The organism is Bradyrhizobium sp. 1200_D9_N1_1 (assembly GCF_052075915.1).
Taxonomy (GTDB): domain Bacteria; phylum Pseudomonadota; class Alphaproteobacteria; order Rhizobiales; family Xanthobacteraceae; genus Bradyrhizobium; species Bradyrhizobium diazoefficiens.
Map to the genome: position 1 here is coordinate 7,559,444 of NZ_CP197226.1, position 26,142 is coordinate 7,585,585.

At 60.3% G+C, this 26,142-nt stretch carries 15 protein-coding genes and 3 pseudogenes; 12 read left to right on the forward strand and 6 right to left on the reverse strand.

The annotated features are described in order from the left end of the window. Positions 1–87 precede the first annotated feature (87 nt). Both AB5K84_RS35965 and AB5K84_RS35970 read right to left on the reverse strand, forming a co-directional pair. Positions 88–1,572: a hypothetical protein gene (locus tag AB5K84_RS35965; RefSeq protein WP_038966558.1), complete on the reverse strand. Its 1,485-nt coding sequence runs from the start codon at positions 1,570–1,572 to the stop codon at positions 88–90. Next, positions 1,569–6,587 carry an AAA domain-containing protein gene (locus AB5K84_RS35970; RefSeq protein ID WP_178372799.1) on the reverse strand — a complete coding sequence of 1,673 codons (5,019 nt, stop codon included), beginning with the start codon at positions 6,585–6,587 and terminating at the stop codon, positions 1,569–1,571. Before AB5K84_RS35970 ends, AB5K84_RS35965 begins: the two co-directional genes overlap by 4 nt. Positions 6,588–6,799: 212 nt before the next feature. On the opposite strand from AB5K84_RS35970, the gene AB5K84_RS35975 reads away from it, so the two are divergent. Next, positions 6,800–7,105 (forward strand): hypothetical protein, encoded by a 306-nt coding sequence (locus tag AB5K84_RS35975; protein WP_283805733.1) that lies wholly within the window; start codon positions 6,800–6,802, stop codon positions 7,103–7,105. 257 nt (positions 7,106–7,362) lie between these two features. Here the strand turns inward: AB5K84_RS35975 and AB5K84_RS35980 are convergent. Further along, positions 7,363–8,018 (reverse strand): annotated as a pseudogene (locus tag AB5K84_RS35980) (biotin/lipoyl-containing protein); the annotation flags it as partial. Between the two features lie 150 nt (positions 8,019–8,168). On the opposite strand from AB5K84_RS35980, the gene AB5K84_RS35985 reads away from it, so the two are divergent. The 4 genes and pseudogenes from AB5K84_RS35985 to AB5K84_RS36000 all read left to right on the forward strand — a co-directional run bounded on the left by AB5K84_RS35985 (position 8,169) and on the right by AB5K84_RS36000 (position 13,241). After that, complete coding sequence (locus AB5K84_RS35985; protein WP_178372800.1) at positions 8,169–8,552, forward strand: hypothetical protein; 384 nt, start codon at positions 8,169–8,171, stop codon at positions 8,550–8,552. Positions 8,553–8,582: 30 nt separating this feature from the next. Further along, positions 8,583–9,031: pseudogene (locus AB5K84_RS35990) on the forward strand (hypothetical protein). 163 nt (positions 9,032–9,194) lie between these two features. After that, the gene (locus AB5K84_RS35995) at positions 9,195–12,473 is read left to right on the forward strand and encodes a hypothetical protein (protein WP_441232726.1); all 3,279 of its coding nucleotides are present in this window, start codon (positions 9,195–9,197) and stop codon (positions 12,471–12,473) included. A 45-nt stretch (positions 12,474–12,518) separates the two neighbouring features. Continuing rightward, a complete protein-coding gene (locus AB5K84_RS36000; protein ID WP_038966555.1) occupies positions 12,519–13,241 on the forward strand; it encodes an SOS response-associated peptidase in 723 nt (240 codons plus the stop codon). Positions 13,242–13,364: 123 nt separating this feature from the next. Here the strand turns inward: AB5K84_RS36000 and AB5K84_RS36005 are convergent, their stop codons facing one another. Continuing rightward, entirely contained in the window at positions 13,365–14,258 is an 894-nt protein-coding gene (locus AB5K84_RS36005; protein WP_038966544.1) for a hypothetical protein, read from the reverse strand. Positions 14,259–14,493: 235 nt separating this feature from the next. Here AB5K84_RS36005 and AB5K84_RS36010 point away from each other — a divergent pair. The 7 genes and pseudogenes from AB5K84_RS36010 to AB5K84_RS36040 form a co-directional block, all read left to right on the forward strand. After that, positions 14,494–15,135: pseudogene (locus AB5K84_RS36010) on the forward strand (3'-5' exonuclease); the annotation flags it as partial. 126 nt (positions 15,136–15,261) lie between these two features. Beyond that, positions 15,262–15,993, forward strand: a complete 732-nt coding sequence (locus AB5K84_RS36015) for a hypothetical protein (protein ID WP_441232727.1) — start codon at positions 15,262–15,264, stop codon at positions 15,991–15,993. Positions 15,994–15,997: 4 nt separating this feature from the next. Continuing rightward, positions 15,998–17,044, forward strand: a complete 1,047-nt coding sequence (locus AB5K84_RS36020; RefSeq protein WP_236842191.1) for a DUF4238 domain-containing protein — start codon at positions 15,998–16,000, stop codon at positions 17,042–17,044. Positions 17,045–17,367: 323 nt separating this feature from the next. Then, positions 17,368–19,023: a S8 family peptidase gene (locus tag AB5K84_RS36025; protein ID WP_011085082.1), complete on the forward strand. Its 1,656-nt coding sequence runs from the start codon at positions 17,368–17,370 to the stop codon at positions 19,021–19,023. A 380-nt stretch (positions 19,024–19,403) separates the two neighbouring features. Then, the gene (locus tag AB5K84_RS36030) at positions 19,404–21,251 is read left to right on the forward strand and encodes a multicopper oxidase family protein (protein WP_162494061.1); all 1,848 of its coding nucleotides are present in this window, start codon (positions 19,404–19,406) and stop codon (positions 21,249–21,251) included. A gap of 15 nt (positions 21,252–21,266) precedes the next feature. Then, complete coding sequence (locus AB5K84_RS36035; protein WP_011085080.1) at positions 21,267–21,602, forward strand: plastocyanin/azurin family copper-binding protein; 336 nt, start codon at positions 21,267–21,269, stop codon at positions 21,600–21,602. Between the two features lie 75 nt (positions 21,603–21,677). Then, positions 21,678–23,246, forward strand: coding sequence for a hypothetical protein (locus AB5K84_RS36040; RefSeq protein WP_038966542.1), 1,569 nt, complete (start codon positions 21,678–21,680; stop codon positions 23,244–23,246). A gap of 178 nt (positions 23,247–23,424) precedes the next feature. Here the strand turns inward: AB5K84_RS36040 and AB5K84_RS36045 are convergent, their stop codons facing one another. Both AB5K84_RS36045 and AB5K84_RS36050 read right to left on the reverse strand, forming a co-directional pair. Beyond that, positions 23,425–24,663, reverse strand: coding sequence for a hypothetical protein (locus AB5K84_RS36045; protein WP_011085078.1), 1,239 nt, complete (start codon positions 24,661–24,663; stop codon positions 23,425–23,427). Between the two features lie 710 nt (positions 24,664–25,373). Beyond that, complete coding sequence (locus AB5K84_RS36050; RefSeq protein WP_011085077.1) at positions 25,374–26,132, reverse strand: hypothetical protein; 759 nt, start codon at positions 26,130–26,132, stop codon at positions 25,374–25,376. Between the last annotated feature and the right edge of the window lie 10 nt (positions 26,133–26,142).

Consider the following 26,142-nt stretch of genomic DNA (forward strand, 5'->3'; position numbering starts at 1 on the left):
CAATGCTTCGCTGACCGGCTCCTGCTGGCGCACATGATGATGCCAATATCGCCGGCGAAGACCTTGGCGTAAAGCCGCAGCCAGCGTTCAGTCCAAAACCCGCTCCATCATCGATCGTAACTCCGTCAGGGTCATTCCATTGCCGGCTACGGTGAAAGAACGGCTGTATTCTTCCAGCAAGCTTCGGACGCGCTCAACCACGTGGTCGTCGAAAGAGATTAGGCCCAAGGGAGTCGGAAACGCGCGTGCTGCTTCCACCGGGAGATGAAGGCAGATCGCCGCCACCAGGCCGGGCACAAGTAAGATCTCAAGGCCCGGCGGAATGCCAGCGACGTCATGACCTGAGATTACGAGGTCGAATGCTTGTCTGACGTGCTCCGTCGGCCTACCCGCTACGAACGCGATCGTCCGAGGCGGCTCTTCGCCCTGGGTTTCCGGGTCGGGCGAGGCAAGTCGGTCGGAGATCCGATCCAATATAGCCGGCAAGGCTCGCGTGGCGCCCCACTCGCGTGTTTGCGGTATCAGCCACAGGCAGGAACGAGGACGCGACTTTCGCAAATCCGATGCGTTCTTGAGTGCGTCGGCTACCTTGAGGAAGTTTGCATTGGTGAAGAGAGAGCCAGCGACCGCGTCCGTGAAGGCCGGAGCAGCCGAAGTTTCCGTGCCGTTTTTCGAGCCTACACCGCGTCGAAGAAGGAGGCTCGGGCTTATTGTGCCGCCGCGCGAGAACGAAGCCATGAATTCGGGGGCGACCTCGCTCAAGAGGTTCAAGCCGTTTACATCCCCAGGATGATGGTCGCGCGAAAGGCCGGTGAGGAACGATGCGCAGCTTTCCACGACTTCGCCGCGGTCCTCGATCTCGTATCCCACCTTCCAATCGGATAAATCGGGTTCGATCGCACTAGGCTGACGAAGGGTCGACTTGACGACGACGCGTACGACATTACTGAAGCGATTTCCGGGCTCGACGTGATCGACCGAATAGAGAAATCGCCGCTTCTGCGGATCGTTGCGCGTCCTCGAAGAGAACTCTCCGTAAAAGCGGCGAAACTTGTCGCGGACGGTGTCTTTGGCGGCCGCAGCGCGCGCCGTGTCCGCGACTTTCAGCTCGGGAAGCCCGTGATCGAATTTGCTGAACGATTCCATGACGGCTGGGGCGAAGGAGAGTAGATCGAAGCCCGCCCGAACGATCCGCTGCTCAACCTCATAGATCACCGGTTCGTCCTCGCCTTCCTTGAATAGACCGCGTCCGACCTCCGTAAGCCAGAGCCGCCCGTCCTCTCGTTTCACGTATCCCGCCTCTTCCGCCTCTCTTAGAACGAAGCTTCGCTCGGCAGCGTCGAACCCGAAGAACATTTCGAAATCAGTCTCGCCGAAGCCATCGGAGGCGCGAAGCAGGCGGAGCAGGAACTCCGCGGTCATCGACACGCGACCGGACTCCGTCACCTTGTGTTTCACCTCGAAGGTCCTGCACGGCAACAGCAGATCGAAGACCGCGACATCGAACGGCTCGTCGTAGTCCAGCGTCCTGACGCCTCTCGGCAGCGAAAGCCTTAGTTTGCTCGGGCTCACTTATTCCTCCCGCGGAACGGATGGCCGCGCTTGGCGTCCCTCGAGCGCGGCGGAGGTGGGTGGCCGCTTGTCTCGTCCAGTCTCGATACATCGACCAAGCGCGCGGAGCCTGAAGACAGTTCGCGCGCAAAAGCTTGCGAGACGCGGTACATGGGCCCGTCCAGCGGCCATCTCGTGCGCGCTCCGACGACGACCAGACGGTCCATTGCCCTGCTCAAGGCTACGTTGATGCGGTTCGGTCTAGCCATGAAGCCTTGAGTAATCGTCCTTTGCCTGAATTCTTCCGGACCGCTGTCGTTGTTGCGCACGAGCGAAAGGACGACAATCGGGTTCTGCTTGCCCTGATAGCTATCCACGGTGCCTACCGTCACGTTCGACTTCATCGCCTCGCTGAGGCCAGACAGGCGAAGCCGGTGCCGAATAAGATCCCGCTGGGCCGCGTAAGTGCAAATGATTCCGATCGTCGATCCCGGTATGCGGTCGAGGTAGGGCCGGAACGCACGATCGCTGTCCCAAAGCTTGATGATCTTGAGGATCGCGTCGGCCTCGACGTTGTTGACGAGGCTGGACCCACCTTTTGGATCTGGATCCTGAAAGGACCTGAGCTGCAGATTATCGGTCGCCACCCAGGTGACGGCGCGGTCCAACAGCTTCGGCAGGTGCTTCGGCGGAATAACGGGAGTCGTGCGTTCGTGGGTCAATTCGCCGCCGTAGAACGAAGTCGACACCATACGGCCTATCGGAGCGAGCATCCGATGCTGTTGAGTGAGCTTCCGACCCGCTTCCCTGCCGTATCTGGAATCGAAGATTCGCTCGAAATCGCTGCGGACGATTTCCCGCTTGGGCAAGCCGGTGGCCACGGCGACATCGGATATCACTTCGGGCCGGTGATGCGGCTCAAGTTGCGCTTGATCGCCGACAAGAACGATCCATCGACCCGACTGGATCGGGACGGCCAGTTCGCTCGACGTGCAGCGCGCGGCCTCGTCGACGACGACCAGGTCGAAGGGCGTCTTCCGTAGACCGAGTGACGTGCGCCCGAGGCCCACGCAGGTGCCCGCGACGATCTGACGGGTTCCCGCGAGGAAGCTTTCGAAGCTCCTTTCCGGCGTTGAAACGGACCCGATGAGGTCGGCGGTCAATTTGAAGATCGAAGCGAAACGCTCCGCGACGTCGAGGTTCCCGATCTCGTGCTTCGAGGCGATATGCTGCACGAGCGCATCCATCAGCCGTCCCTCGCGGATCGCGTCCTCGATTTCCGGTTCACCGGCGCCAAATTTTCCTGCCATACGGAGAACGGTCCGCCGCAGCCCAGCCGCGCGTTTGTCGTCGCTACCGTCTTCCGTTGCCTCCATTACCTCGCGGAGCCTGATCCAGACGGGGTCGATCGACTGATGGAGCCGCAACAGGTCGTCGGACGCGGCGGCCGAAATACCGAGATTGCGCGCCGCAACTCTCATTCGATTTTTCAGGTCCGCTTGAAGTTTCTGCTTGTACCCGATTTCCACCCTCGCAGCGTGGTACGGCAGAAGGCGATCGGAGATAGAGCCTTCCTGCCCGACCCGCACGATCGCAGGCCGCGCTTTGAGGCCGAACAACGAAAGAACGGCCTCCGCGGCGTTGTCGACGGCGTCGTTCGACTGACTCGCCAGCAGAACGTTCCGGGCGAGATTTTTGGACAGGACGAAATGGACCAAGGCCGCGATAAACTTGGTCTTGCCGGTTCCCGGCGGTCCCTGAAGCAGGCCGACCGGCTGAACGCGCGTGAGGAACTCGAACGCCTTCGCCTGCGTATCGTTGAAACCGTACTCAGTCTTGACCTCCTCCGCCGTGACGACGCTGCTGAAGACCGTCGGCACGGCATCACTCCGAACGTCGAATGTATCGATGAGGTCGCGCACGATGCTTTGGCCGCTAAGGATCCGCTCGGAGGCCGCTTCGCGTCTGGAGCGGCTTGTCGTCTCCCAATGGCTCAGGAACCGCAGCTTCGTTTCGTCGGAAATAAGGCCGTCACGCGCGTCCGGAAACCGGCGGTTCGCATCGATCACGATCGTCGCCCGGCGAGATCTTTCGATATCGAGGAGACCGATTTCACGCCATATCTGTCGGCGACGGTCGAACCGCTCTACGAAGACCTTGTCCTCCCGATCGAAGTTAAGTTCGCCCTGTTCGAATTCGAAGGGGACGACGTGCCGGCCTGTCTCCCGCCGGTAGACGCTCTCGCCCGCAGTAGTTCCCTCGACAGAGAAGTCCTCCTCGGCAGTCAGGAGCGATCGCCAGAGAGCGGGAACGTCGACGTCCGAGGCGGGAGCCTCGGACACGATTTCCGCGGCGAGCGCATCTTCCGCCAGATCGCCACCCTCGTCGCCGCCGGCGGATTCCTGCACTTCGGCGCCCTCGAGCTGCTGCTCCTCGGGGGGCGCCTCCGCCTCGACCAACGCGCCGCTACGCGTCCGCCATGCTTCCTGGAACCGGGCGTCGTCCAGAATCTGACGCAGGCCGTCGAAGTCGTTTCTCGTCGACGCAGCGACGTGCAGCTCGATCTCCAACCGGGCGAATTCGTGCCGCGAATATTTGGCGACCTGCTGCTGCGAGAGCGGCCTCCGCGACGCGGCGACGGGAAGTCCGTCCGACGACAGCTTCACCATGATCTCCTCGGACGCGCCGCGTATCATGAACACCGGCCCGCCTCGTCCGAGTCTCAGACCGAAAACGCCTTCGTCGGGCAGAAGAGGACCCGGCTCAGCGTTCTTGATCGAAATTCGTACGACGGACTTTGGCGCCGCGACCTCGGGGGTGAGAATCTTTTCAATGCACTCGGATAGCGGCAGCAGTGTCGCATTCGCCGGCGGCCCCTCCCTGCAGTCGCGTATCGCCTTGGCCAAGGCGATGGCGTTCTCTCCTCCGATCTCGCACGCCAGGAAGACCTCCTCGGCGATTTTGGTAAGCGCAAAGCGATCTCTGGCGAACCGGTCCCCGCCCGACATAGGGGCATAGGCCGAAGAGACGACGTCCCCATCTGCCTCGGTGGAGAATTCGAGGTAATCGATCAGGACTGGCGTCTGGTCCGGGTCGTCGGGTACTAGAATGTTGGCAGGCTTCAAATCTCCATGCGCGAACCCGCTCTCATGAAGATCGATCATCAGCCGGCAGAGCTTCGCCAATAACGCCAGCCCGCCTTCGGCGGAAGCGATAGGTCCGGTTTTGCCGGCTATGGTTTCCTGAAGCGTTGGGAAGTCGACCCATTGGCGCAACACGACGATTGCGTCTGGCATCCAGGCGATCTTGCGTAGAGGAGCGCACCCGGCCGGAGGCGAGATCCTCAGATAGTCCGCCCGTTCGATGAAATCGAGGACGCGAGGGAGCTCGCTCTGTCGCCCTCCCCACGCCGAGCTCTTCCACATCTTGACGAAGACCTGCGCGTCCTCGTAACGACTCATCCAGCTTTCGGAGAAGTCGTCCGACGAGATGTCACGTTCGCTCGGCAACTCAGTCGAGATCTGGCGTTGCGTCTTCCAGACGCGGTACCGCTCCAACCTGGCTAACGTCTGCCCGGCCGGGAGGGCTCCGTTAGCGGCGGCGTTGAACGCGTCGAGCATCGCACCTGCGTCGGAGAAACGTTCGTTTCCTGTCCACGAAAGCGCTTTCTCGAACCAGGCGTGGATCGCCTGAAAGGAATCGTCAGGATCGACCGCCTTGTCCCATTTCGGCGGAGCACCCACTTCTGCGGCCGAAGGGACCGCGTCGAAAACCATCTGGTGGGCCACGAGCCCGGCGAGAAAGCAATCCCTAGACTTGGGATCGGCGGCGTTACCGTCGGCCTCGTCGGGTACTCTGGAGGAGGACAGAAACGAATAACGACGCTCGCCGAGAGATTCCACATCGTCGATTCTGGCCGCCAACAGGTGAGACAACCGCACAAGGTTCGGAGGTTCTATCCAGACGCTGTGCGGGCCTATATCAAGGTGTGCCGCATCCTGTTCGTGAATGGCCTTCATTCTCGCTAAGAACTGGCGGACGAGCTCAAGCCTCTCGAGCTTCGCCAGATGCCGGGCGTCCGCCGCGGCGAAGTCCGAAAGTCGCTTCAGTCGTCGCCGCGTCTCGAATACTTCCCAATAGCCGATCCCGCGTTCCCGGTCGTCAACTTTCGGCTGGAGTATCATGGCTCCGATGTTGGGATTGCGATCGTTAAGGTAGGCAATCACCTTGCGCTCGCGACCCGCGATTTCGTTTCGTCCGGTCTCGGTTTGGAAGCGCGTATCCAGTCGCGAGAAGTCCCATCGCCGCAGAAGGCCAGTCGAGGCGCCGACGTTCTCATCTTCGACGTCAAACTCCTGATATGCGACGTCTCGGTGCACGAAGCTCGGCCGGTCCGAGAGTGCCCTATAGGTGCCGTAGCGCCGTTTGCCCGGCCTGAACGGGCCGTGCGAAGCGTTGAAGAACTTGGCGAAGAACGCACGCCACGGGCTCCCGGGGGCCGTCAGGGGATTTCGCCGATCGGCGTGCGGCGACGGTCCAAGACGCGAATTCCGTGTGTCTGGCGCGACGATGAAGCGCATGAAATCGTCGAGCATGAATGCGCTGGACTTCTCGTTGTCCACGATCTCATCCAGCGATGCCGGCCCGCACTGCACGACAACGCCTTGGATGAGCGGCGCCCGCAATTTCGCGTCACCGCTGCCTCGTCGTTCGTTGTGCTCGCGCAGATACGTTCGAAACGACTCGAGGACTTTATGCGCCACGAACCGGATTTTCGAGACTGGCGACGGCATGTCGAGATCGTCGTGGTACCAGCGCCCCTCGCCGCATGTGATGCGGTGCTTCCAATCCTTAAGATCGACGAGAAGGATGCGGTCGTCCGTGACCACCACAGCATCGATCTCCCGGTATTGTCCCGGTCCGATCGAAATCTCGAGGTTCGTGTAGGCACACCACTGGTCCGGCAGCCGTCGAAGCACACCGAGACCATGGATTTCGCGCGCATGAACGCCCTGGCCCTGGTTTCTGATGTCCATAACGCACCGCCCCCAACGGTCCGCAACGCCTACAACATCTAGCGGTGACCGAGAATGCTCCCAATTGCCAATAGCCCAAGAATCACCCTCTGGTCGAATCCGTAACCGGCCCGTTCTGGACGTTCAAGGAGACCGGTAGAGCATGTCCTTCAGCACGCGAGGGGCAACGATGGTGGCGCCGGCCTCGCGGACGGCGACTGTAGCTGGGGCGGCTGCCTGGGCCAGCGAAAGCGGACGGTTCGACGAGACGCTGCGACCCAAAGCTGGCCGCCTTTGCCGTCGCGGGCTCGTTGAACTGGATCGGACACTGGTACCGCCGCGACGGCGGGTTATCGCCGAGCGCCATCGCCGACGAGTTCACGGTTCGGCTCACCGAGGGACTCGCCGCAGTCGGAAGTCGACAGCTCATCACGAAGCAGACGCCGAGCGCGCCAGGACGGCGCCATCCAGGGCGTAAGCGGGCGGCAAGCAAGACTTCAGGGAGTAAGAAGAAACGCACAGGAGGAGGGTCGCGATGAACATCAAATCTGATCTGTGCCGCGCGCTGCGCGCTTGCACGGATGGTTCTTCATTTCCGGGATGAACCGAACGATTCGAACACCTGAATGGTTTGGGATCTCACGATAGCAGGCGTCGCAGCGCCGATGACGGTTGGCAATTATCTTGAGCGCGGCTGGGGGAGTTGCTCCGAGACCCCGACAGAGCGGTGGCATTACTGTCGTGCTGCAGAGCGTGACAGGTCGTTGATCCGTCTCATCGAGGGCGGTGAGCTCGATTACGCGAACTCCAGGATCAGCGCATCCACCGCCAGCGGTGGCGTAGATCTTCTTGACGGTGCCGTCCTGCTCGGCTCGCAGCACGTTCTGCATCTTCATGGCTTCGACCACGGCCAGCGTCTCGCCGGCCTTGACCTCCTGCCCTTCGGTCACCGCGATCGAAACGATCAAGCCGGGCATCGGGCACAGCAGCTTCTTGCCGGTATCGGACGCCGTCATCACCGGCATCAGCCGCGCCGAGGCCGCTTCCGCCTCGGTCCAGACATAGACGGGCACCTCGACGCCCTGATGCGCGAGGCGAATGCCGTTGGCGATCGGCCGCGTCTGCACCGCAACGAAGTGGCCGTCGATGGTGCCCTGCCAGACCGGATCGCCCGGCTTCCACGGCGATTGCAACAGATGCGCGTTGCCGACCTTGCCGTCAGCGTCGACGAAACGGATCGCGATCGCATCGCCCTCGCGGGCGACCCTCGAGCAGGATCTCCTGGCGGTCGAGCCAGACCGCGCGGCGGCGCTCGCGCTGCACGACGCGACCGCCCATCTGGCCGGAGATCTGCCGCTTGCGACGGCATTGACGGCGATGATCAACCATAGCTGCCATCGGTTCTGATCCTTGAGTTGCTGCGATCCGCCCTTCTTCGCCATGTGCCGACCGTTCCTGTTCCGAAGCCCGCTTCGGTTCCCATCATGTAGTGCCGGCGGCAGCAGATGCACGCACCAGTCGCGGGCAGGGACGCGTGAAATCCATACCGTCCACAACGACCCTGCGCTGGACTCGATGTTCGCTATATGTTCTTATTGACGAATGACCGACCGACCCGCGAGCTCGCGCATGCCCACCCCGAAGCAGATGGCCGCCGTCGGCAAGAACGCACCAGGACAGCCGATCGGCCCGGATGACGATCTACCTGCGGAATACTGGGAAGCTCTCCTGAGGGACGCCCCCGCCGACGACAGACGGTCCGGCGCCGGCTTGCGGATGCGGCGGCTCGCCGACCTGCCGCAGCACGTGCTGCGGGTCTCCTGCCGCCGCTGCGGACGGATCGTGGAAGTCCAGAAGGCCGATGCGGCCCGCCTCTACGGCCCGCAGGTGCTCTGGAAGGACGTGGGGCAGAGGTTGCTCGACAACACCTGCCAGGTCCGGACCGGAAGGCACGAGGAGGACGGCTGCTGGCCTGCGTTCGAGTAGTCGCCGGCGCGACCGAAATCAGGCGCTGCCATGGCACCTAAGCACCATCCGACGCCCCTTAGCGGCCGCGACCGTAAAGCGCTCAGCAAGAACTGGGTAAGGCGCGCGCGATGACCACGATTCTCGCAGACCAGTCTGCCGATGCCCGCGCCAAGGGCGAGGCGCTCATCAGGCAGGCCGACAAGCTGCTCTGTGAATCCTGGAACGAGCGCATGTGGGCAAACGGCGGGCCTGTCGATCCCTCGCCGACCATCGACCAGGCGATCAACGCTGCCTACTCCTGCCTCGAGATCAAGTGCTCACGGTGCATGACCAAGCGGGACGTAGACCTGGCTTCGCTGCGCCATCCGCCGACCACGTTCGTCCACGACCTCGCGAATCGGCTCCGCTGCAGCAAGTGCGCCAAGGCCAATCGCCGGCCGCCGGCGACGCTGCTACAGTTGACGCAGCGCCCTCGCCAGGCCGCTCTGGAGACCTGACGATGTGCAATCTCTATTTTGGTAGGACCAGCCAAGCGGGTGTGGATGCGCGCGTAGTGCGAGTGCTAGAGATATGAGCCCTTCCGCCCTTGCCCACATCGTACCCCTCACGTCCGAACAGACCGAGACCGCGGAAACGCTCCGGCTTCTTCTGGGAACCGCCGTGGCCAATCGCTACATCGACTTCTGCCAGATCGTCAGCGGCACGTTACCTCTACTGGCGAACCTTCCGCCCGCCGCACACGCTCTTCGCGAGCTGGAAGGACTCGTCCGCGCGGTTCTAGCGGCGCCGATGGACGCCATACCGACGGAAAGCGCGGAATCCGAGAAAACCAGGAATGAGGCCTTGGAAGCCGTGAAGGCGTTCGGGTACGACAATGAGGTGCTTGAGAGCCTATCCAAGCAACTCAAACCCCGGCAGAACCACCGATTTCAGATCGAACGCATCAGCGATCGGCTCGGACTGGCCCCCGACTCCGAGGTTGTGTCGAACTGGCTGCTCCTCCGCGACATCAACAAATCAGTCCACCAGCGAAATTTCGACAAGGGGCTGCGCGTCGACGAAGAATTTCGACGGAAATTCGCTCGCCCGATGGACGTGGTGATGCGCGGTATCGCCGTCGCGCTGCAGGATCGTTACGCAGCTCTGATCCAGAGAGCGATCGAAATCGCAGCCATGCCGGCGGCGCTGGGCATCAAGGCTTTCGTCGCCGAAGTCCCGGGAGCCGGACAGCTTCAATACAGGTTCTACGACAGTCTGACGTCGGAAGATTGGTTGCCTCATCTTCGGAAGAAGGGGCTGATAGGTGAACCGTTCTTCACGCCGGAAGAGGACGATACCGGCTTCCGGCAATGGTCGGTCGGACGGTATCTACTGCGAATGGCCGCATCTCCGAACCCGTCTACGCGCGCCATGGTCGTCGGCGCGATCCGCGCTTTGGCGGAATCCACGCATCCGGACGTGCAACTCTCAGGCGTGGAGATCGCGGCCGCGCTTCCCGCGGCGGACGCCGCCATGCTGGCGGAAACGATCTCCGGTTGGCTGGTGCCGGGCGAACGGTTCTTCCTGCTGCATCCGGCGAACATAATGAAGAGTCTCGCTCGCGCAGGTTACGGAGACGCGGCACTTCGGATCGCCACCGCCTACTTCCAGGTCTTCTCCAAGGACGAACATCTGGCAACGCTGCACGACCATTCGATGTATGAGCACTTCCTTTCGGATACGGCGACGGACCTCATAACTGCCGCGCCTCGACCCGCGTTTGAATTGTTCTGCGAGCTGCTGCATCGAGTGGCCGTCATTCGGAAGTATCTACCTGTCGACGAACACGGTGATCTCTCGAATCATCTTTTCGGTGACATCGACGAAAATCCGCAACACCGCGACATTCCGACGGCGCTCGCCGCCGCCATCGTCGAGGCCGCCACCGAGGCGATCCGTGTCGACGTGTCGAAGGCGAACGATGTGGTCGCACGTATTCGCTCCCGCGAAGGCATGGTCTTCGAGCGCATCGCGATGCGCGTGGTGGCGTCCTCGTCCGGCAGTCTGCCCGAGTTGGCTACGCGTTACTTGACGGACGCCGACCTTATCGGAGCGTCTTGGTGCCGGACCGAGTACGACCTGATGGCGAAGGCGTCGTTTCCGTCGCTCGGTGCCCAGGAGCAACAAGCGATCCTCGATCGCGTGGACTCGTTCATAGAGGAAGATCGTTGGCGAAAATGGTTCGTCGAGGTCCATCACCGGGAACCGAACGAATGGGACGCGCGGGAGCACCGGTTCGCGACCGTCCACGATATCGTCGGCGGCTGGAGCGACGTTCTGCCAGTCGAACGCCAGCGCGCGCTCGAGGCCGGCGCCGCCGAGTTCGGCACGCCGAGTGACCGCTATTATCGGTTCGTGGGATTCGTGACGAGCCCGCGGTCCAGCGAGGACATGAGTTCTGCCGGCGTCGACGCGACGATCACTTTCCTTCGCAGTCGCGCTCCGGATTCGGATCGGGAAGCGGCGCGCGAGACGACGGCATTGGCCGGCGAATTCAGAACCGCGGTCTCGGCGGATCCCCTCGCCTATTCGAAAAGGGCGAGCGAAGTTATCGACCTTCCGTCGATATTCGTGCGGCGCTTCCTCGAGGGCCTGGATACGCCGGCGTTCAATGGCACCAAGATGGACTGGTCGTCTCTCTTGCCCTTCATGACGACCGTCGTCCGGCGGCTGGGAAGGCAGTCGGAGGATGCCGACCGTTATCCTCTCCTGCGCGCATGCATCGCGCTGATGGTGTCCGGCCTCCGCAAGACCGCGGCCATCGATATCCGACATGGCGGCGAGGTTCTCTCACTCGTAACGTCGCTGCACGCGATCGCTTCGACGACTCCCGAGCCCGACGAAACGCGGAGGATGCCGCAGCCGCAGTCGTTCGACGACGCCCGGCAGATACTGAGCGGCGGCATCGCCGAGTTGAGCATCCTCGGCCTGAATTGGCTTCATGCGAATGGAGCCGCATCGACGTGCGAACCTTCTACGACCACACTGTCGCCTGCCGAAGCGCTTCGGTCCATGCTGGTTCAGTTCCTGGCCGATCAAACCGGCAAACATGCCGCGCCCCGCATGGTCATGGGCAGATACCTGAATTGCCTCTATCAGATCGAAGGATGCTGGCTCAGGGATCACCTGACTTCGCTGCTGCCTGCCGACGACGAGTCTCTGCGTGAATATGCCTGGTCGACGCATCTGCGCGACGACGCGGGCCCGATCGACAACCTCTTCGAAGAGCCATCCTATCGCGACTGCTACCTCCGCGAGATCGGGAAAATGTCGTCCGGTGACGCGAGTGTCCGCGAGACGAACGACCATCGACTTACCGGATATCTGATCACCTTCCACGTCAGAGGGACGCTTCCAGAGGAATTGTTGAATCTCTTCCTAGACAACGCGCCGATATCCGAGCGTCAGGACGCCATGCGCCTGATCGGCCAAACGATCGGATTGGGCAGGGCCGAATCCTCGGCCTTGAAAGAGCGCGCCGAGCGATATTGGTCGCGGCGACTTTCCGCCGCCAAGGCAAGCCCCGACCGAAGTCGCTACGCCAACGAGATTGGGTCCATAGGCCTTTGGTTTCTATGGAACGTCGATGTGGACTGGCTTCTCGAACAACTTACAGACGCGCTGGGCGCCGGCTACGCTCCCAATGACCTCTATATCGTTTTCCAGAGACTCTCGAGGCTTGAGGACGCGAAGATCGACCGGGTGATCGAGGTGCTCGAAGGGATCGCGACGAACCTCTCCGTCAGCCGGTACGCGCTCATGGTGCAGCCCGCCGAGCTCCGCAAGATGCTGACCGCCGGCAAGGTTTCGCAAAGCAAGAAAACACGTCAGCGGGTCGAGCGGATCATCAACGTGTTGGCATCCAAGGGAGTCGACTCGTTCATTGATCTTCTCCGCTAGAAGCGTCCTCAGCTTGAACGCATTACCCGTTTTGGAACTATGGACATGTGCAATCTCTACTCGATCACCACCAACCAGGCGGCCATCAGCGCGCTGTTCCGCGTCGTCAACCGGTACGTCGGCAACCTCGCGCCGATGCCCGGCGTCTTTCCCGACTACAAGGCGCCCATCATCCGGAACGGCGCCGCCGGCCGCGAGCTCGCGACTGCGCGATGGGGCATGCCATCCTCGTCGAAGGCGCTGATGGACGCGACGAAGAAGCGCGCCGAGAAGCTGCAAGCCAAGGGCAAGGAAGTCGATTTCAAGGAACTGCTCCGGATGGAGCCCGATTCCGGAACGACAAACATCCGAAACGTGAAGTCGAAGCACTGGACCCGCTGGCTGGGTCCGGAACACCGTTGCGTGGTGCCGTTCAACTCGTTCAGCGAGTTCAACAAGGCCGAGGGCGGCGACATCTGGTTCGCGCTGGACGAGACACGGCCGCTCGCCTGCTTCGCCGGCATTTGGACCAATTGGACGTCCGTCCGGAAGGTCAAGGAAGGCGAGACCACCAACGACCTCTACGCCTTCCTGACGACGGAGGCCAACGCTGAGGTCTTCGTCATCCATCCGAAGGCGATGCCGGTGATCCTGACGACGCCGGACGAGGTCGAGACCTGGATGACCGCGCCGGCGGAGGAGGCGCTGAAGCTGCAGCGGCCACTTCCAGACGGTGCGCTACGGATCGTCGCCCGGGGGCTGAAGGAAGATCCGGCACCAGTCACCTAGAATAGAGCGAACCGAGGCAGACGGTCGAGCTGATCCATGGTCGACGGAGAATTCCAGCGCCTGACCTGGCGCGAACCCCACACCTCTTCGCCTGCCGACCGAGCATATCGGAAGGCAAGGCCATCACCGTCGAAGATGGCGCTCCAACTCCTTCCAGGCAGGCATTTTTTCTAGAGGAAGCAATCTGAGGCTGGGGATCTTGGGAAGGAAATCGAGCTTGTGGAGGATGCGCAGACTCATCAAGGCCGGCATAAAGCCAGCAGTAACCACAAGCTCGTTGGTCTCCCTCCAGCCGAGAAGAAACCTGTCGATCCTGGCGCTGTGCTTGTCGCTCGAGCGCCGCCAGACAACTTGATCTCCGTCTTTCTCTGCCTCGAACCAAAGCATAACTGTCTCCGCCGACGGATGAGCGATCGAGCAGAGCTCGCTGTAATAGTCATGGACGTCGGAAACGCCTCCACGCTTCAGACTATCCAGATACTCGCGCATCTGCTTCGCGGCGTGCACCGGTTCCGCGGCTTCGTTACGTCGCAGTTTGCGTCCATGCGAAAAATGGATCAGCGCGTCCTCCAATTCCTTCGAAAGGAAGATCGTATCGGTTGGCTTTTCCTTAATTCGTGCCCGGATTAGAGCCAGGTTCGGCGCAAGCGTCTTTGGTACCGCGCCCAGCGAATAGAACGTATCGGCCGCGGATTCGAGGAGGCCACGGCAGGCCGCCAAAGTGCCGAAAAAATTTTCGTGTTCTATTGCGAGCAGCAGCGTGTCCAGCCAGTCGGCGTGTCGCAATAAGGATGCGCAACAGGCAAGATGAATCCGCAAGGTCATCTCGCGCCAATAGATCGCCTGCGCTCGCTCCGGATTCTGCCGGATCAAATCATTGAACACGTCCATGTCCATGAACGTGTAGTTCTGCCTGCTGGCCTCGACATCGATCGATGGCAGTAGCTTCCAGATAGAAGCTGCCATCGATCCGAAGTATGCCGACAGAATAGCATCACGAGTACGGGGCGTCGCCATAGGTACATCTTTACATCAGGTCGGATGGCTACCCACAACAGGAGGCTTGGAGTTCGCGATCCGCAGGCTTCTTGAATGATGGACCTCTGTCCATCGCGCGCGCAAGGGAACACGTGGACAAATCCACGCTCTGCCAATTCGGAATCCCTGACCCGCGCTAACCGCCCCGGAACGAGCAGAAGGGCGGAAGGATTCGTCCGGCAGGAGCAATTTCGATGCTGATGACGAAGGAACGTCGGCCGGAGAGCCGAGCGGCCCTATCTCGGCTGAGGTGACGGCACTCACGGGCATCACCGACGAGATGGTAACCGGTCACAGATTCCATGACGCGGCCATCACGGCCTTCGTCGAAGGCGCGGTCATCGTCATAGCTCACAACAGCGGCTTCGATAGAAAGTTTGCCGAACGCTACTGGCCCTTGTTCGAGCACAAGGCATGGGGCTGCAGCATGAGTGAGATCGACTGGCGCAAACACGGCTTCGCCGGTGCGCAACTCGGCTATCTGCTCAACGGCGCGGGCTTCTTCCACCAGGCGCACAGAGCCGTCGACGATTGTCATGCCCTGCTGGAGGTGTTGGATTTCGAATTGCCGACGACCGGCTCGCCGGCGCTGGCGCTCCTGCTGGAGACCGCGCGCAAGGCGACGCTGCGGGTCTGGGCAGAGCAGAGCGCATTCGACCTCAAGGATTCGCTGAAGCGCCGCGGCTATCGCTGGAACGACGGCAGCGACGGGAGACCGAAAAGCTGGTTCATAGACGTCGACGAGACCGCCCTGGAAGACGAGATCGCGTTCCTGAAGACCGAGATCTACGGGCGCGACGTCGAGCCGGGCGTGCGGCGACTGACGGCCTTCACCCGGTTCTCCAATCGCGTTTGAAGCCGGCCGAAGCCCTGAGACGGGCATCGCGGGTGATCCGGTCGTCGAATCCTTGGCGTGCAGGCTCTGGTCGGCCACCATCCCAAGTTGCTAGGATGTCGAGCGCACGAACCGGAGGGGCCGCGCATGAACTCCGACCGCCAGTATGCCGTGGCCTCGCTTCTCTTCGACTACGTGAGGAGCCCGTCGCTACGGCATTTGCGCGATCCTCATAGCGTGCACAAACTTGCGCGGGATATCGTGAACGCTGTCGATCGGGCCGGCTCGGTGTGGGGTAAGTGGGAAGCTGGACGGGAAGAGGTGGCTCAGGCTGCTGCTCCGTGCTGGATCCCCACGGAAGACCTGCTCGCCTGTCTCAATCGCTTGCCCGGTCCGCAGTTGACCAAGACAGACGTGGAGCAGCGGTTACGCGCGATCTGGGAGGAGCCCCACACGAGCTATCCCAACGAAGACCTCAGGGAGGGTTGCCTGGCGCTGTATCTCGCCGAGAAGGCGCAGGGCACCGAGATGCGCGCAATCATCGGGGCGCTTCAAGAGCATCTGGAGCGGGAGGACGAGAGGCTCCGGCGAGAGCAGGAGGAGCGATATCGCAAGCTGAAAGAGGATGAGCGGGTAAAGCTCGAACACCGCTTCCTTTCCGGAGCCGATTGTGGCTGGACTCCGATCGGCGGCTCCGCCGCCTTTTATTGCCGTCGCAATGGTCGTACTTTCCGTATCGTGCAGGGCAAGGATAAACGCTGGACGCTTTTTCGCATCGAAACCGTCGAGGACGAAGGAGACTTGCTTGGCCTCTACCAGGGGAGAGGCGACGCGAACAAAGCATTGCAAACGATTGCCTACGCAAATGAGCGACGATGATGCCATGCCGCCGGCCTCGCCGCCGCGGGCCATGGTGTGTGGCTTCTGCGGCCATCCGTACATCCGGCCTTGCACCGCGGAGACGGAAGCGGCGTGCCCCAATATGATCTGGTTGCGCGGTGCGGCCCAGCAGTCCACCCGACACCATTATATTCCGCAGTTCTATTTGAGGCGGTGGGCCGGAGACGACGACAAAATCTGCGAATTCAGCCGCCCCCACAAGAACATCCATCGGCAGCGCGTCTATCCGATCCAGACCGCCTTCAAGGACCGGCTCTACGAAAAGCCCGGCGTTCCCAAATCGATCGCGCAGCAGGTCGAGGACAAGTTCATGAGTCCGGTCGACAACTTCGCGGCGAAAGCTTTGGACGTCATCGAGGCCGGCGTCGAGAAGGTCCGGAACGATGCCGAGAGGCGGTCGGCCTGGTCGCTTTTTCTGATGTCGCTCATGATGCGGATGCCGGAGGACGTGGCCGCCCTCGCGCAGATCGAGGAAGATCAATGGAAACTTGATCTTCCGAGCTTGAGGGAGAAATATGCCGCCAACCGCAAGCCGGACGATCCCGAGACGATCGAGGAGTTCATCGAAAAGAGGGATCCCGAATACATCGGGCGATGGGTCATGAACGGTCTGCCGGAATTGACGCATCACGAAGGGATCGGGCAATTACTCAACGCGATGCGGTGGTGCGTCGTGGTGACGCCGGACGATGCGCCGCCGTTTCTCACGTCCGACAGGCCACTCTTCATGTCGAAGACGTTTAGCGAAGCCGAATGCTACCTGACCCTCCCCATCGGTCCCCACCGCCTGTTCGTCGCGACCAACACCGAAGAAACCGAGAGGAAGTTCAAGGACTGGCCGCCCAAGGAACTGGCGCTCGAGGTCAACTCTCAGGTCGCCAAACAGGCCGTGAAGTACGTCTACGGGCTCGACCATTCGGAGGTGGAATTCGTCGACAAGCTGATATCGACCGACCGGCCGCCGAGGCTCATGGAGATGTTGCGCGACCGGCGAAGGCAAAGACACGCGCCCGCTTCGAGGCGCCCCTGAGCCGCCTCCAAATCGGTCGAGACTCATGGCTAGACGGGCAGAAATCAGGAGTCCACGGCGATGGCCATAAATTCCGGCTGGGCCGTTCGGGGATCCTTGTTTTTCGGCGATTTTCGTGCACCCGCGGCGTCGGGAAAGAGGGCACACTCTTTCTACTGCCGATGTTACGTGAGATCAGCAGTTTCGCGAACTGGAGGGGCGTCGACCATCGAGGATGTTGCATCCAGATGCACGATGGGACTTGCATTCTGATACAACCAAAGGTTAAATCTATCTTTGGTGTCTTAGAACATTTATTGCTTCTTTTACGTGAGGGCTGATTGATGAAAGCCGTCGCATTACTTTTTGTTGGGTTTTTATTGCCGACAAGCGCCGTTTGCCAGGAGAAGATCGAAAGTGGGGTCCGTGCCGAGCTCAACTCGGCTCCGTTGGTTCGCGTGCTCATCGTGACACGTCCGGATCCCGAGCAAATCAACGGTGGGGCGTCTTTCGCGAGCGCGAGCGACTACGTTGCCGGCGCGTTGTCCGACACGGCCAAGAACGTGAAACCGATCGGGGCGCTTCCCGTTGCTGCGGCTGAGATTTCGGCGGCCGCTTTGATGCGGCTGCGCGAGGATCCGAACATAGTTCTCGTGACGCGCGACATCCCCATGCCACCCACATTGATGGACTCCGTTCCATTCATCGGTGGAGACAAGATGCATAGCTTGGGATTCAGCGGGACAAACGAGTCTGTGGCCGTCCTGGACACGGGCGCTCAAACCGATCATCCGGCGCTATCCGGTGCCATCGTGGCCGAAGCTTGCTTCTCCACGGACCATTCGAACGTCTTTCAGGTGAAATCCCTTTGCATAGGGGGATTTGACGTTGGCACGGTGGCCGGCTCGGCCGGACAGTGTCCGAGAGACGTCGCTGGATGTGAACATGGAACTCACGTTGCCGGGATCATCGCCGGCCACAACATGAATTTCTCGGCTAAGCAGTTTGGCGGCGTCGCCCCTGCCGCTAAGTTGCTTTTGATCCAGGTTTACTCTCTCTTTGAAGATCAGAGTGTCTGTGGCGCTGTGGGCAAGTGCATAAGGAGCTTCACGTCCGATCAACTGAGGGCGTTGGAGTACGTTTTCAAACATCGCACGGAGTTCAAGGTCGCCGCCGTCAACATGAGCTTGGGGAGCGGATACTTTGATGCCCCGTGCGATAAACGCTCCGCGTTGACCGAGATCATAGAGCGCTTGAGGGCTAAAGGCATTCCGACCGTAGTTTCAGCGGGTAACCAACATTTTCCAGATGGAGTCGCGGAGCCAGCCTGCATATCGTCCACCGTATCGGTTGCCGCGACAAAAAAGGACGGGTCTCTCGACGTCACCTACTCGAACGTCGCCTCGATGGTGCACATGGCGGCGCCCGGTACGGACATCATCTCCAGCCTTCCTGGCTCGACCTACGGCATGAAGACCGGTACCTCGATGGCGGCTCCGCATGTTGCGGCCGCCATGGCTTTACTGCGGCAAGAATTTCCCAACGAGTCGGTCACGCAGCTCGAAAGTCGTTTGACGACTGGAGCGCCGACCACAGTCGACGTTCGCACCGGCACGAAGTTGCCGCGGTTGGAGCTCGTCCGTCAGACCGCGTCCAGCACCGCTGCAACGGGTGCAACCTCCTCCGTCGGCACGAATGGTGGGGCATCAGGGATCGACACGATCCCGTCTGCGCCTGCAGGCGGAACATTCATACTAAAAACGGAGCGGCCTGCAGCGGATATCGAATCCGCACTCGGAAACAACTGCAACAACTTCAAATGCGATCTCAAGCCCATCGGAGAGGGTACTTTCAAACTGGATGTCGTGCCAAAGGCCAGCGTGGCACCGCAGGACAAGGTGAAGATGATGACGATCGATGCCTCCGCCGTCAAAGGCCTCCTCAAAGATATTCCGTCGGTATCGGTATTCGACAATCGACTATCGTCTCCTTTCAAATGAACGAACCGTCCTTTTCGGACCATGTCCGAGGCCATCAGGCCGAGCCACGTGGTCCGTCGATACAGTAGTCGTAAGCGCGCGGGATCGGTCGGTCGAAACAAGGCTCGGACAGCGACGATATTTGAAAGAGGATCGAACTGCGCTCGTACAGAAAGTCGTTCGGGAGATTAGGAGCCGTGCCGAGGAAGGGGCCAATGTGTATTTTCAGATCGCTCTGCTATGCTTCTTTGTTGTTTGGCGTTCTCAATTTGTCTGCAGCCTCGGTCCGAGGGCAGAATCTTTCTCCGGCTCTCGAAAGATGCAGCGTTTTTCCTCCGCAGAATCGAAGTGAATTTTGCAGAGTCGACCGCGAAGGGCAGGTGCCCGACGGACCGGCCACGTTGACGCTCGAACTGACCGCCACGACTGGGCCGATATTGGTGGCTGGGTACAAGATCGCCGAAACGCAGAACTATAACGGCTCGTACCTCGGTCCGCTCGTCGAGCTTCGTCCGGGAGATCTTTTCAAGGTTCGCTTCTTGAACGCGCTTGCGCCAGCGGGCATTCGCTTAGGCGCCCATCATCACGGTCAGAATGCGTCGAGCGCGTCGGACCAGACGAATCTCCACACCCACGGCCTTATCGTTACGCCGAATAACGCGGCTGTGACGGCGAAGGGGGACGGTGACAATGTTTTCGCGCAGCTTGGTCGGGGCCAATCGCTCGACTACAACATCAAGATCCCGACGGCCCTTCCGGCCAGTATACTCGACCTGCCGAGTGGGATCATTCCGCACCCGGCAGGCCTCTATTGGTATCACGCTCACCTGCATGGCGTGTCCGCATCCCAACTCGCCGGCGGAATGTCTGGACTGATCTCAATCGGCAGACCGGATTCGAATGTCGTTGGTCCCGATGATGCGACCACGGACGCCCTGCGAGCGAAGACCGACGTCATCCATGCGCTGCTGAGAGACATCCAGATCGTCTCAGGTACCACGCCGGACAAAGCGGCAGGATCGCCCGCGGCTTGGATGCCTATCGAAGACCCCGCATTATGCCTGGGCACGTCGGCCGCGGTGGCGGACCGCCCGGGATTTTGCAGCGGAAGCGATGCGTCAAAGATCTGGTTGTTCACGGTAAATGGCGATCGGTTTCCTACATGGGATGTACATAGCGGTCGAAATCTTCTGTTGCGGATCGCCAATACTAGTGCTTCCGCCAGCTACGTACTTTCGCTGTTTGACGCTGCAGCGCCAGGCGTGAGGGTCTCCTACGAGTTGCTGAGCGTCGACGGGGTAGTTCCGACGACGAAGTCAGCCGCGTCGCCCAGTCCAATCGCGCCGGTAACGGATGCACTGCGGCTTATGCCGGCCGGGCGGGCCGAGATCTATATTCGTAACGATGCCGATAACCCCAACAAGCGCCTGCTTGTCCTGCAGACCGAAGGTCTTCAAACGGGCAGCGACCCATCGACCGGCGATAATTGGCCACAAGTCCAACTGGCGCAGATCGTACTCGAACCGTCCGGGCCGCCGCCAGGGACGCTTTCATTGAGGTTAGCCCCGCAAACCGTCACGACGCTGCAGCAGCCCTCGGAAACTCATCCGCTTGCAGCGACCGCCCTGCCTGTGGGCTGTGTCCGAGATCTCGACGCCACGAAGCTCGAACATCGACGGATCACTTTCACTCAACGTGTGGACGGCTGGGGCATCCGCACCGAGCTTGTTGCTCCTCCCAATTTGACCGGGGTGCACCCGATCGGGATGTTCAGGGCTGTGGCCGGCACGACAGTAGGACCGATTCCGTTCGAACGCTATCTCAAGGGCGACGGCAGCGTAAATTGGGACGGGGGCGACGTTGGATCGAACCCGAAATCGCCCAAGCATGTCTGTGTCTCGTTGAGCACCGGACATGGTCAGCTTTGGGAGATTTCGAATCCCACCGGTGAACTGCATAATTTCCACATTCATCAATCGAAGTTCCGTATCGCGACGGACAAAGACCTAAGCCGGTACGGCATCGACCCGCAGACCACCGTTACGAATCCCACCGCGAAACTGCAGAACGCAAAAGGCGCGGACGATCTTTACATCTGGCACGACACGATGCCGATCGAGGCGGCTGGGCGTGTTTTCATCGTGATCAATTTCGATGCCGAAGAGCAGATCGGCAAGTTCGTATTCCATTGTCACATTCTGGAGCATGAGGACTCCGGCCTCATGGCTCCCGTGGAAGTCATCCCCTAGCGACAGGAGGCTCTCGTGAAACTTAGTTTGTTTTTCTTGGCGAGCGCGACGACACTGGGTCTCTGCTGCGATCCAGTGTCGGCAAAGACAGTATCAATAAGCATCATGAGCGGGCCGTTCAGGTTCGAGCCTCAGAGCGTCGATGCGAATCCCGGCGATACGATCACTTGGACGAACACGACGAACACCCAGCACACGATTAGTCCGGACCAGGACGGCGCCTTTCCGGAGAAGGACCCGATCGAGTCAAAGGAAACTTACAGCATCACTGTCCCCGCGAACGTGGGACCTCTTCCGTATCACTGCAATTTTCACCCAATGAACGCGACTATCAATGTCGTCAAGCCCTGAGGAGCAGCCGATCAAGCCATGGCTGTTGTTAGCCATTCGTAATTCATGTGTTCTGAAATCCATTTGGGGAAACCGATGATCAAGCGTCCTACGTTCCTTATTGCGGCGATCGCCATCAGCCTCTCTTCCTCGCAGCTTGCGCGCGCTCAAGCTCCAGGATTTTGTGCCGCACCGAGCGCAGTCAAGGCCATAACGGACCCAGGTGAACTTCGCACCGTGATCGTCACGGATGCGACAGTCTTGAAAAACCCTAAGGTCGATTTTTCCTTCGGCAGAACCTTGGGAGCCATAATCAGCTCCTTTGGCGGCGTCGCCGACAGCCCCGCCGCTCGGCTTGGCTTGCTCAGCTCTATGATCAACTCGTTCAACGACAAAAGCGACGTGAACCCGGAATCGCGAATAGCGCTACCCCTAACTCCTCGGCCTGGCGAGGTGGGTCTCGATCCCTCGAAGATGATGACGAAAGGAGACCCGGATGAGATGCGCATTGTGGGGCTCTTCAACCGCCTCGATTTGGCCCCCGCCGATTGGAAGTATTGCGGCGAGCATCGGATCGTCTATGAAAAAGGAAATCCGGTCAGCCCGACGAATCGGTTGACGATTATCTTTGAGGCTGCCTTGGACAATCCAGAGCCTCAGAAGGGCGGCGAGGGTTGTAAGGCGGTTGCGGAATTCTGGGACGGATTGAAGGGAAAGTCTGGAGACGAACTCGCCACTCAACTTGAGATGTTCTACTTCAAGGGCCTCGCCGGGAAAACCAGGCCTGTCGTGCATTACTTGCAGTACGGCCTCCCGTTCGGCCAGGTGAGGGCGAACTTGTTCGTGAATCAACCGAAATTTCTCTGGCAACTTCGCGAATGGCATTTGAGGCCAAACGCCGACGGTACGCTGAACTTCGTTCCCGATACCGTCAAGGCGAACGCACTTCCCTCTCTGTACGGGCAGGCGATCGCCGGGGAGGATCCCCGCTTAGCGGCGCTGCGTCAGCAATTTTCTAACGAACTGATCGCGACCTACGTCGACGCGATAGCCGACACGGATGAGCAGGCCCTCTCAAAGGGAAGCAAGGCGACGCTTGACACGTTGTTATTCAAAATGGGCGTACCCATCAGCGACAAATACAATACATTCGAAAGCACGGCGTCCGGGTCCGACGACGACCCCTTGGTCAACGCGCAAAAAGGCGGGGGTCTTCTCCCTCGGATCAAACCGAAGCTGGATAGCGCCAAGCTGAGCCAGGGCTGCAGCATGACGTCCGAGCAGATATTGAACCGCATCGGAGCGCAGAGCTGCGGTGGATGTCATCATTTTTCCGGGGGGAAATCGATAGCAAGCCTTGGGCCCGGAACCGAGCTCAAATGGCCGGATATGCCGGGATTCGTGCACATCGACGAAAACGGTGACATTTCCATCCTTCTGAAGGACTTCTTTCTTCCGAGCAGGCGCCAAAATCTGATCGATTTTCTAAAAGCGCCGGCCGCGCCGCAGGTATCCGCATCGGCCCGTTCCTTCGATGATTTTCGAACGAGGTTGGCCGAGCCCGGCTCGCTCAGCACGACGGATACCGATATCAGACGTTCGGATTTGCGAACGGCCGACAAACTGACGGAGGGGGCTTTCACCCGATTCAGATCCGCCGACTGAAGGGTTCGCTGGAAACAAGATCAACCGCTCGTCCGTGGACGAGCGGTTGGACCTCCCGAGTCCGTGCACGTGGCCCCCGGAGATCAACCGTGTCACGCGGAGTACCCCGTCGTGATCGAGGTAACGTCCAGCTATCGAGGACCTGCGTACTTTCCGGCTTGCTCGGTGTCTTGCGTCTCTAAAAGCCGTTCAGCTTATTGCCGATGACGCGCTCCAACGTGAGCTGCAACTGCGTCGCCGCGATGTTGCTGTTCTCAGAAGGAGGTAGCTGGGCCGCAGGAGCGCGCGTAACACGAACCCCCTTCGGGTCCGCTTCGATCGCTTGGATCTTACTTTGGTTCTCGGATATCCTTCTCTCGGCCTCGTTCCGATCCTTCTGCTGCTGCTCGAAGTTGGCGCCCCCACTTATTGCGAATTCTTCTTTTAGACCCTGTAGTTCCGAAAAGTCTCGCCGCGCCTTTTCTTGCAGCGGTGTAGCAAGATCGTTTGGCAAATCCAGACTGTTGGGACCGGCAAGTCCGGGTCTTACGCTCCCTCCGACGCCCGAAATTGCGGCTTCCCTACCCCGGATCTGGGTTTGAAGCTGGGCCAACCGTTGCCCCTCCGGAGATCCCAAAAGCGCGTCCGCCTCGGCAATTCTCTGTCGGGCTTGTTCATTCTCTCTTCGATATCCGTCTACTTTTGTTGTCTGCTCGGGCGTTTTAACCTTGGAAACCGTCGTCGAGCCACCTCCTCCGGACGACCTTTTGGCTAGGACCACGTCGACGCTATTATCCTCTTCTCGTGAAACTCCGACCGACGGATTGATCGTTACGGGGCGCGGAGCGATGGTGAAGGTTGGGTTGATGCCGGCAGTCGCGAGCACGACGAATTGGAACGTATGACCGATGCTCGTGAGACGATCCGGATGCTTCGCAATGAAGCCGTCCGACAGACTCGTATCGAGGGCCTCGTTCAGCCATTGACCGAAACCGAGGTTGCCTCGCAAAAATGGATGGGTCCCGGTCGCTTGCGCCTCGGCGCAGGGGGCCGCACGTAGATCGATGTCGACGACATTCAGACTGAACTTGAGCACGGCGGTGCGGTTCGCGGTGCCCTTGACGTCGGCTCCCGCGGATATAAGAACCGAAGATGCCGCGCGGTCAAACGGCACAGGAAACTTGTTGGCGTCCGCGGCGAGGGTGCCGGTCTCGTTTCCCTTGAGGGTAATTGTGTAGGCCGCCTGCCAGTCGATCAGGAAATGACGAGCGGGCCCTTCGAGGAGCTGTTCTCGGATCGCATCGGCAAGCTCACAATGTATTGCCGCGATCAGCCGGTCGCGCGGTAGCACTTGTGGACTGGTTAGTTCTGGTAGATGTGTCCCACATCCCGCGAAAAGCAACAATATCGGTAACGAAAGAATCGCTTTGTAATTCATCTGTCGCCCCCCAAGAAAGGGATAGGCTAAACGCAATGCAACTTAAGGTAAAGAGTCGTGTATGATGCTTTGCCGGCAACCGTTTGGTAGCATCAGCGGCCGCGATCTCCGGCGGAAATCCTACAAGCAAGCCGCACGGTCCGACCGAGTGGTGTTTCTCTTCGGAGACCGTCACTTGCTCTCGCATGGGTCGTCATTCGGGGTCGTAGCCGGTGATCCTCACAATGTGGCGCCTAACATGAAGCGGCTCGATTGAGGCTTCGCGGATCCATGGCTCCACGAACAGGGTCGATCAGAGCGTCCGATTGCCGGCGCAACGTACCCTGAGACGCCTCGAAATCGGTTGAGTTTGATAGTACGAAATTACCAAATCGGTGGTACACGGCGGTGGTCACAAACTTCGGCCGGGCTTTTCAGGAATCCTTGTTTTTCGGCGTTTTTCGCGCGTAAGGCGCTGTCGGGAAGAGAGTCCCACTCTCTCCGCCACCATCGACAGCTTGACAACACGCACTGGCGTATCGCGTCGGCACGCAAGTGCGGCGTGCGAGCGCCTGGGCATTACCTCGTGAACGCGATTAATTTCAGCGATCATGCGCTCGCCAGAAGCTGCGGTTGCTCGCCCGTGTGGCTCCCGCCCTACCGCCGTCATGTCCTTTGACCGGCACCTTTCCCTTCGATCGCCCTCTATCCACGCTAACTTATATTGCAGTCTAGCTCGGCGCCCTCCCTGGCGAAGATGCGTCGGAGACGCCGTGACGAACCCAACGTTTCGACCGTTCGGCCGCGAAACGTACGTCTTTCTTGAGCGTTTCCAGCGACGCTGCCACATCCACCAGCCCGCCTTCAGAGGAACCGACTATCACGCAGCGCCCGATGAAGTGCGCGTCGTCCTTGCGCCATTTCGGCCCTTGTGCGCTGGCCGCGGCGTAGACACGATCTCCGCCGGGTGCAAGGAAAGCCAGCACGATCTTTTCGCCGATGATGTCCTCGACAGCCTTCAATGATTGCTCAATTTTGACGGCCTCGATTGTCCGTTGAGCCGGGTCTATCAAGATCGCTTGGACGCCCTCCCTTGGCTCTACCTCGCTCGGGTTCGCCTCTACCCATCGAAGGAGCGCTTCAATTCTCTCCGTTCCAAAGCGGGGAGCCGTATACTGCCGCCATCTGTCCCGCTTGCCGAGAAGGACCGCGTTTGATCTGAAAGTCGGCGATCCGCCGATCGTGAATCCCGGCGCCGTTGAGCTGCCTTCCGCGCAGAGCAGCACATCCCCACTGGGCAACGTGATGGCAGTTTTCGGCCGGCCCGAGGAGCCACAGAGCCTGATGAGCTCCCGGCTATGAGGTTCGATTTCTATCTGCGACACGATCCGAAGTGTCGCGTCGATATGCACCACTTTCACGATCCGGCTCTCCGCCTGTGGCCAGAATGATTCTTGCCATTGATGACCGGCGCCCGAAAGGCTCGACATTCCTCTTAGC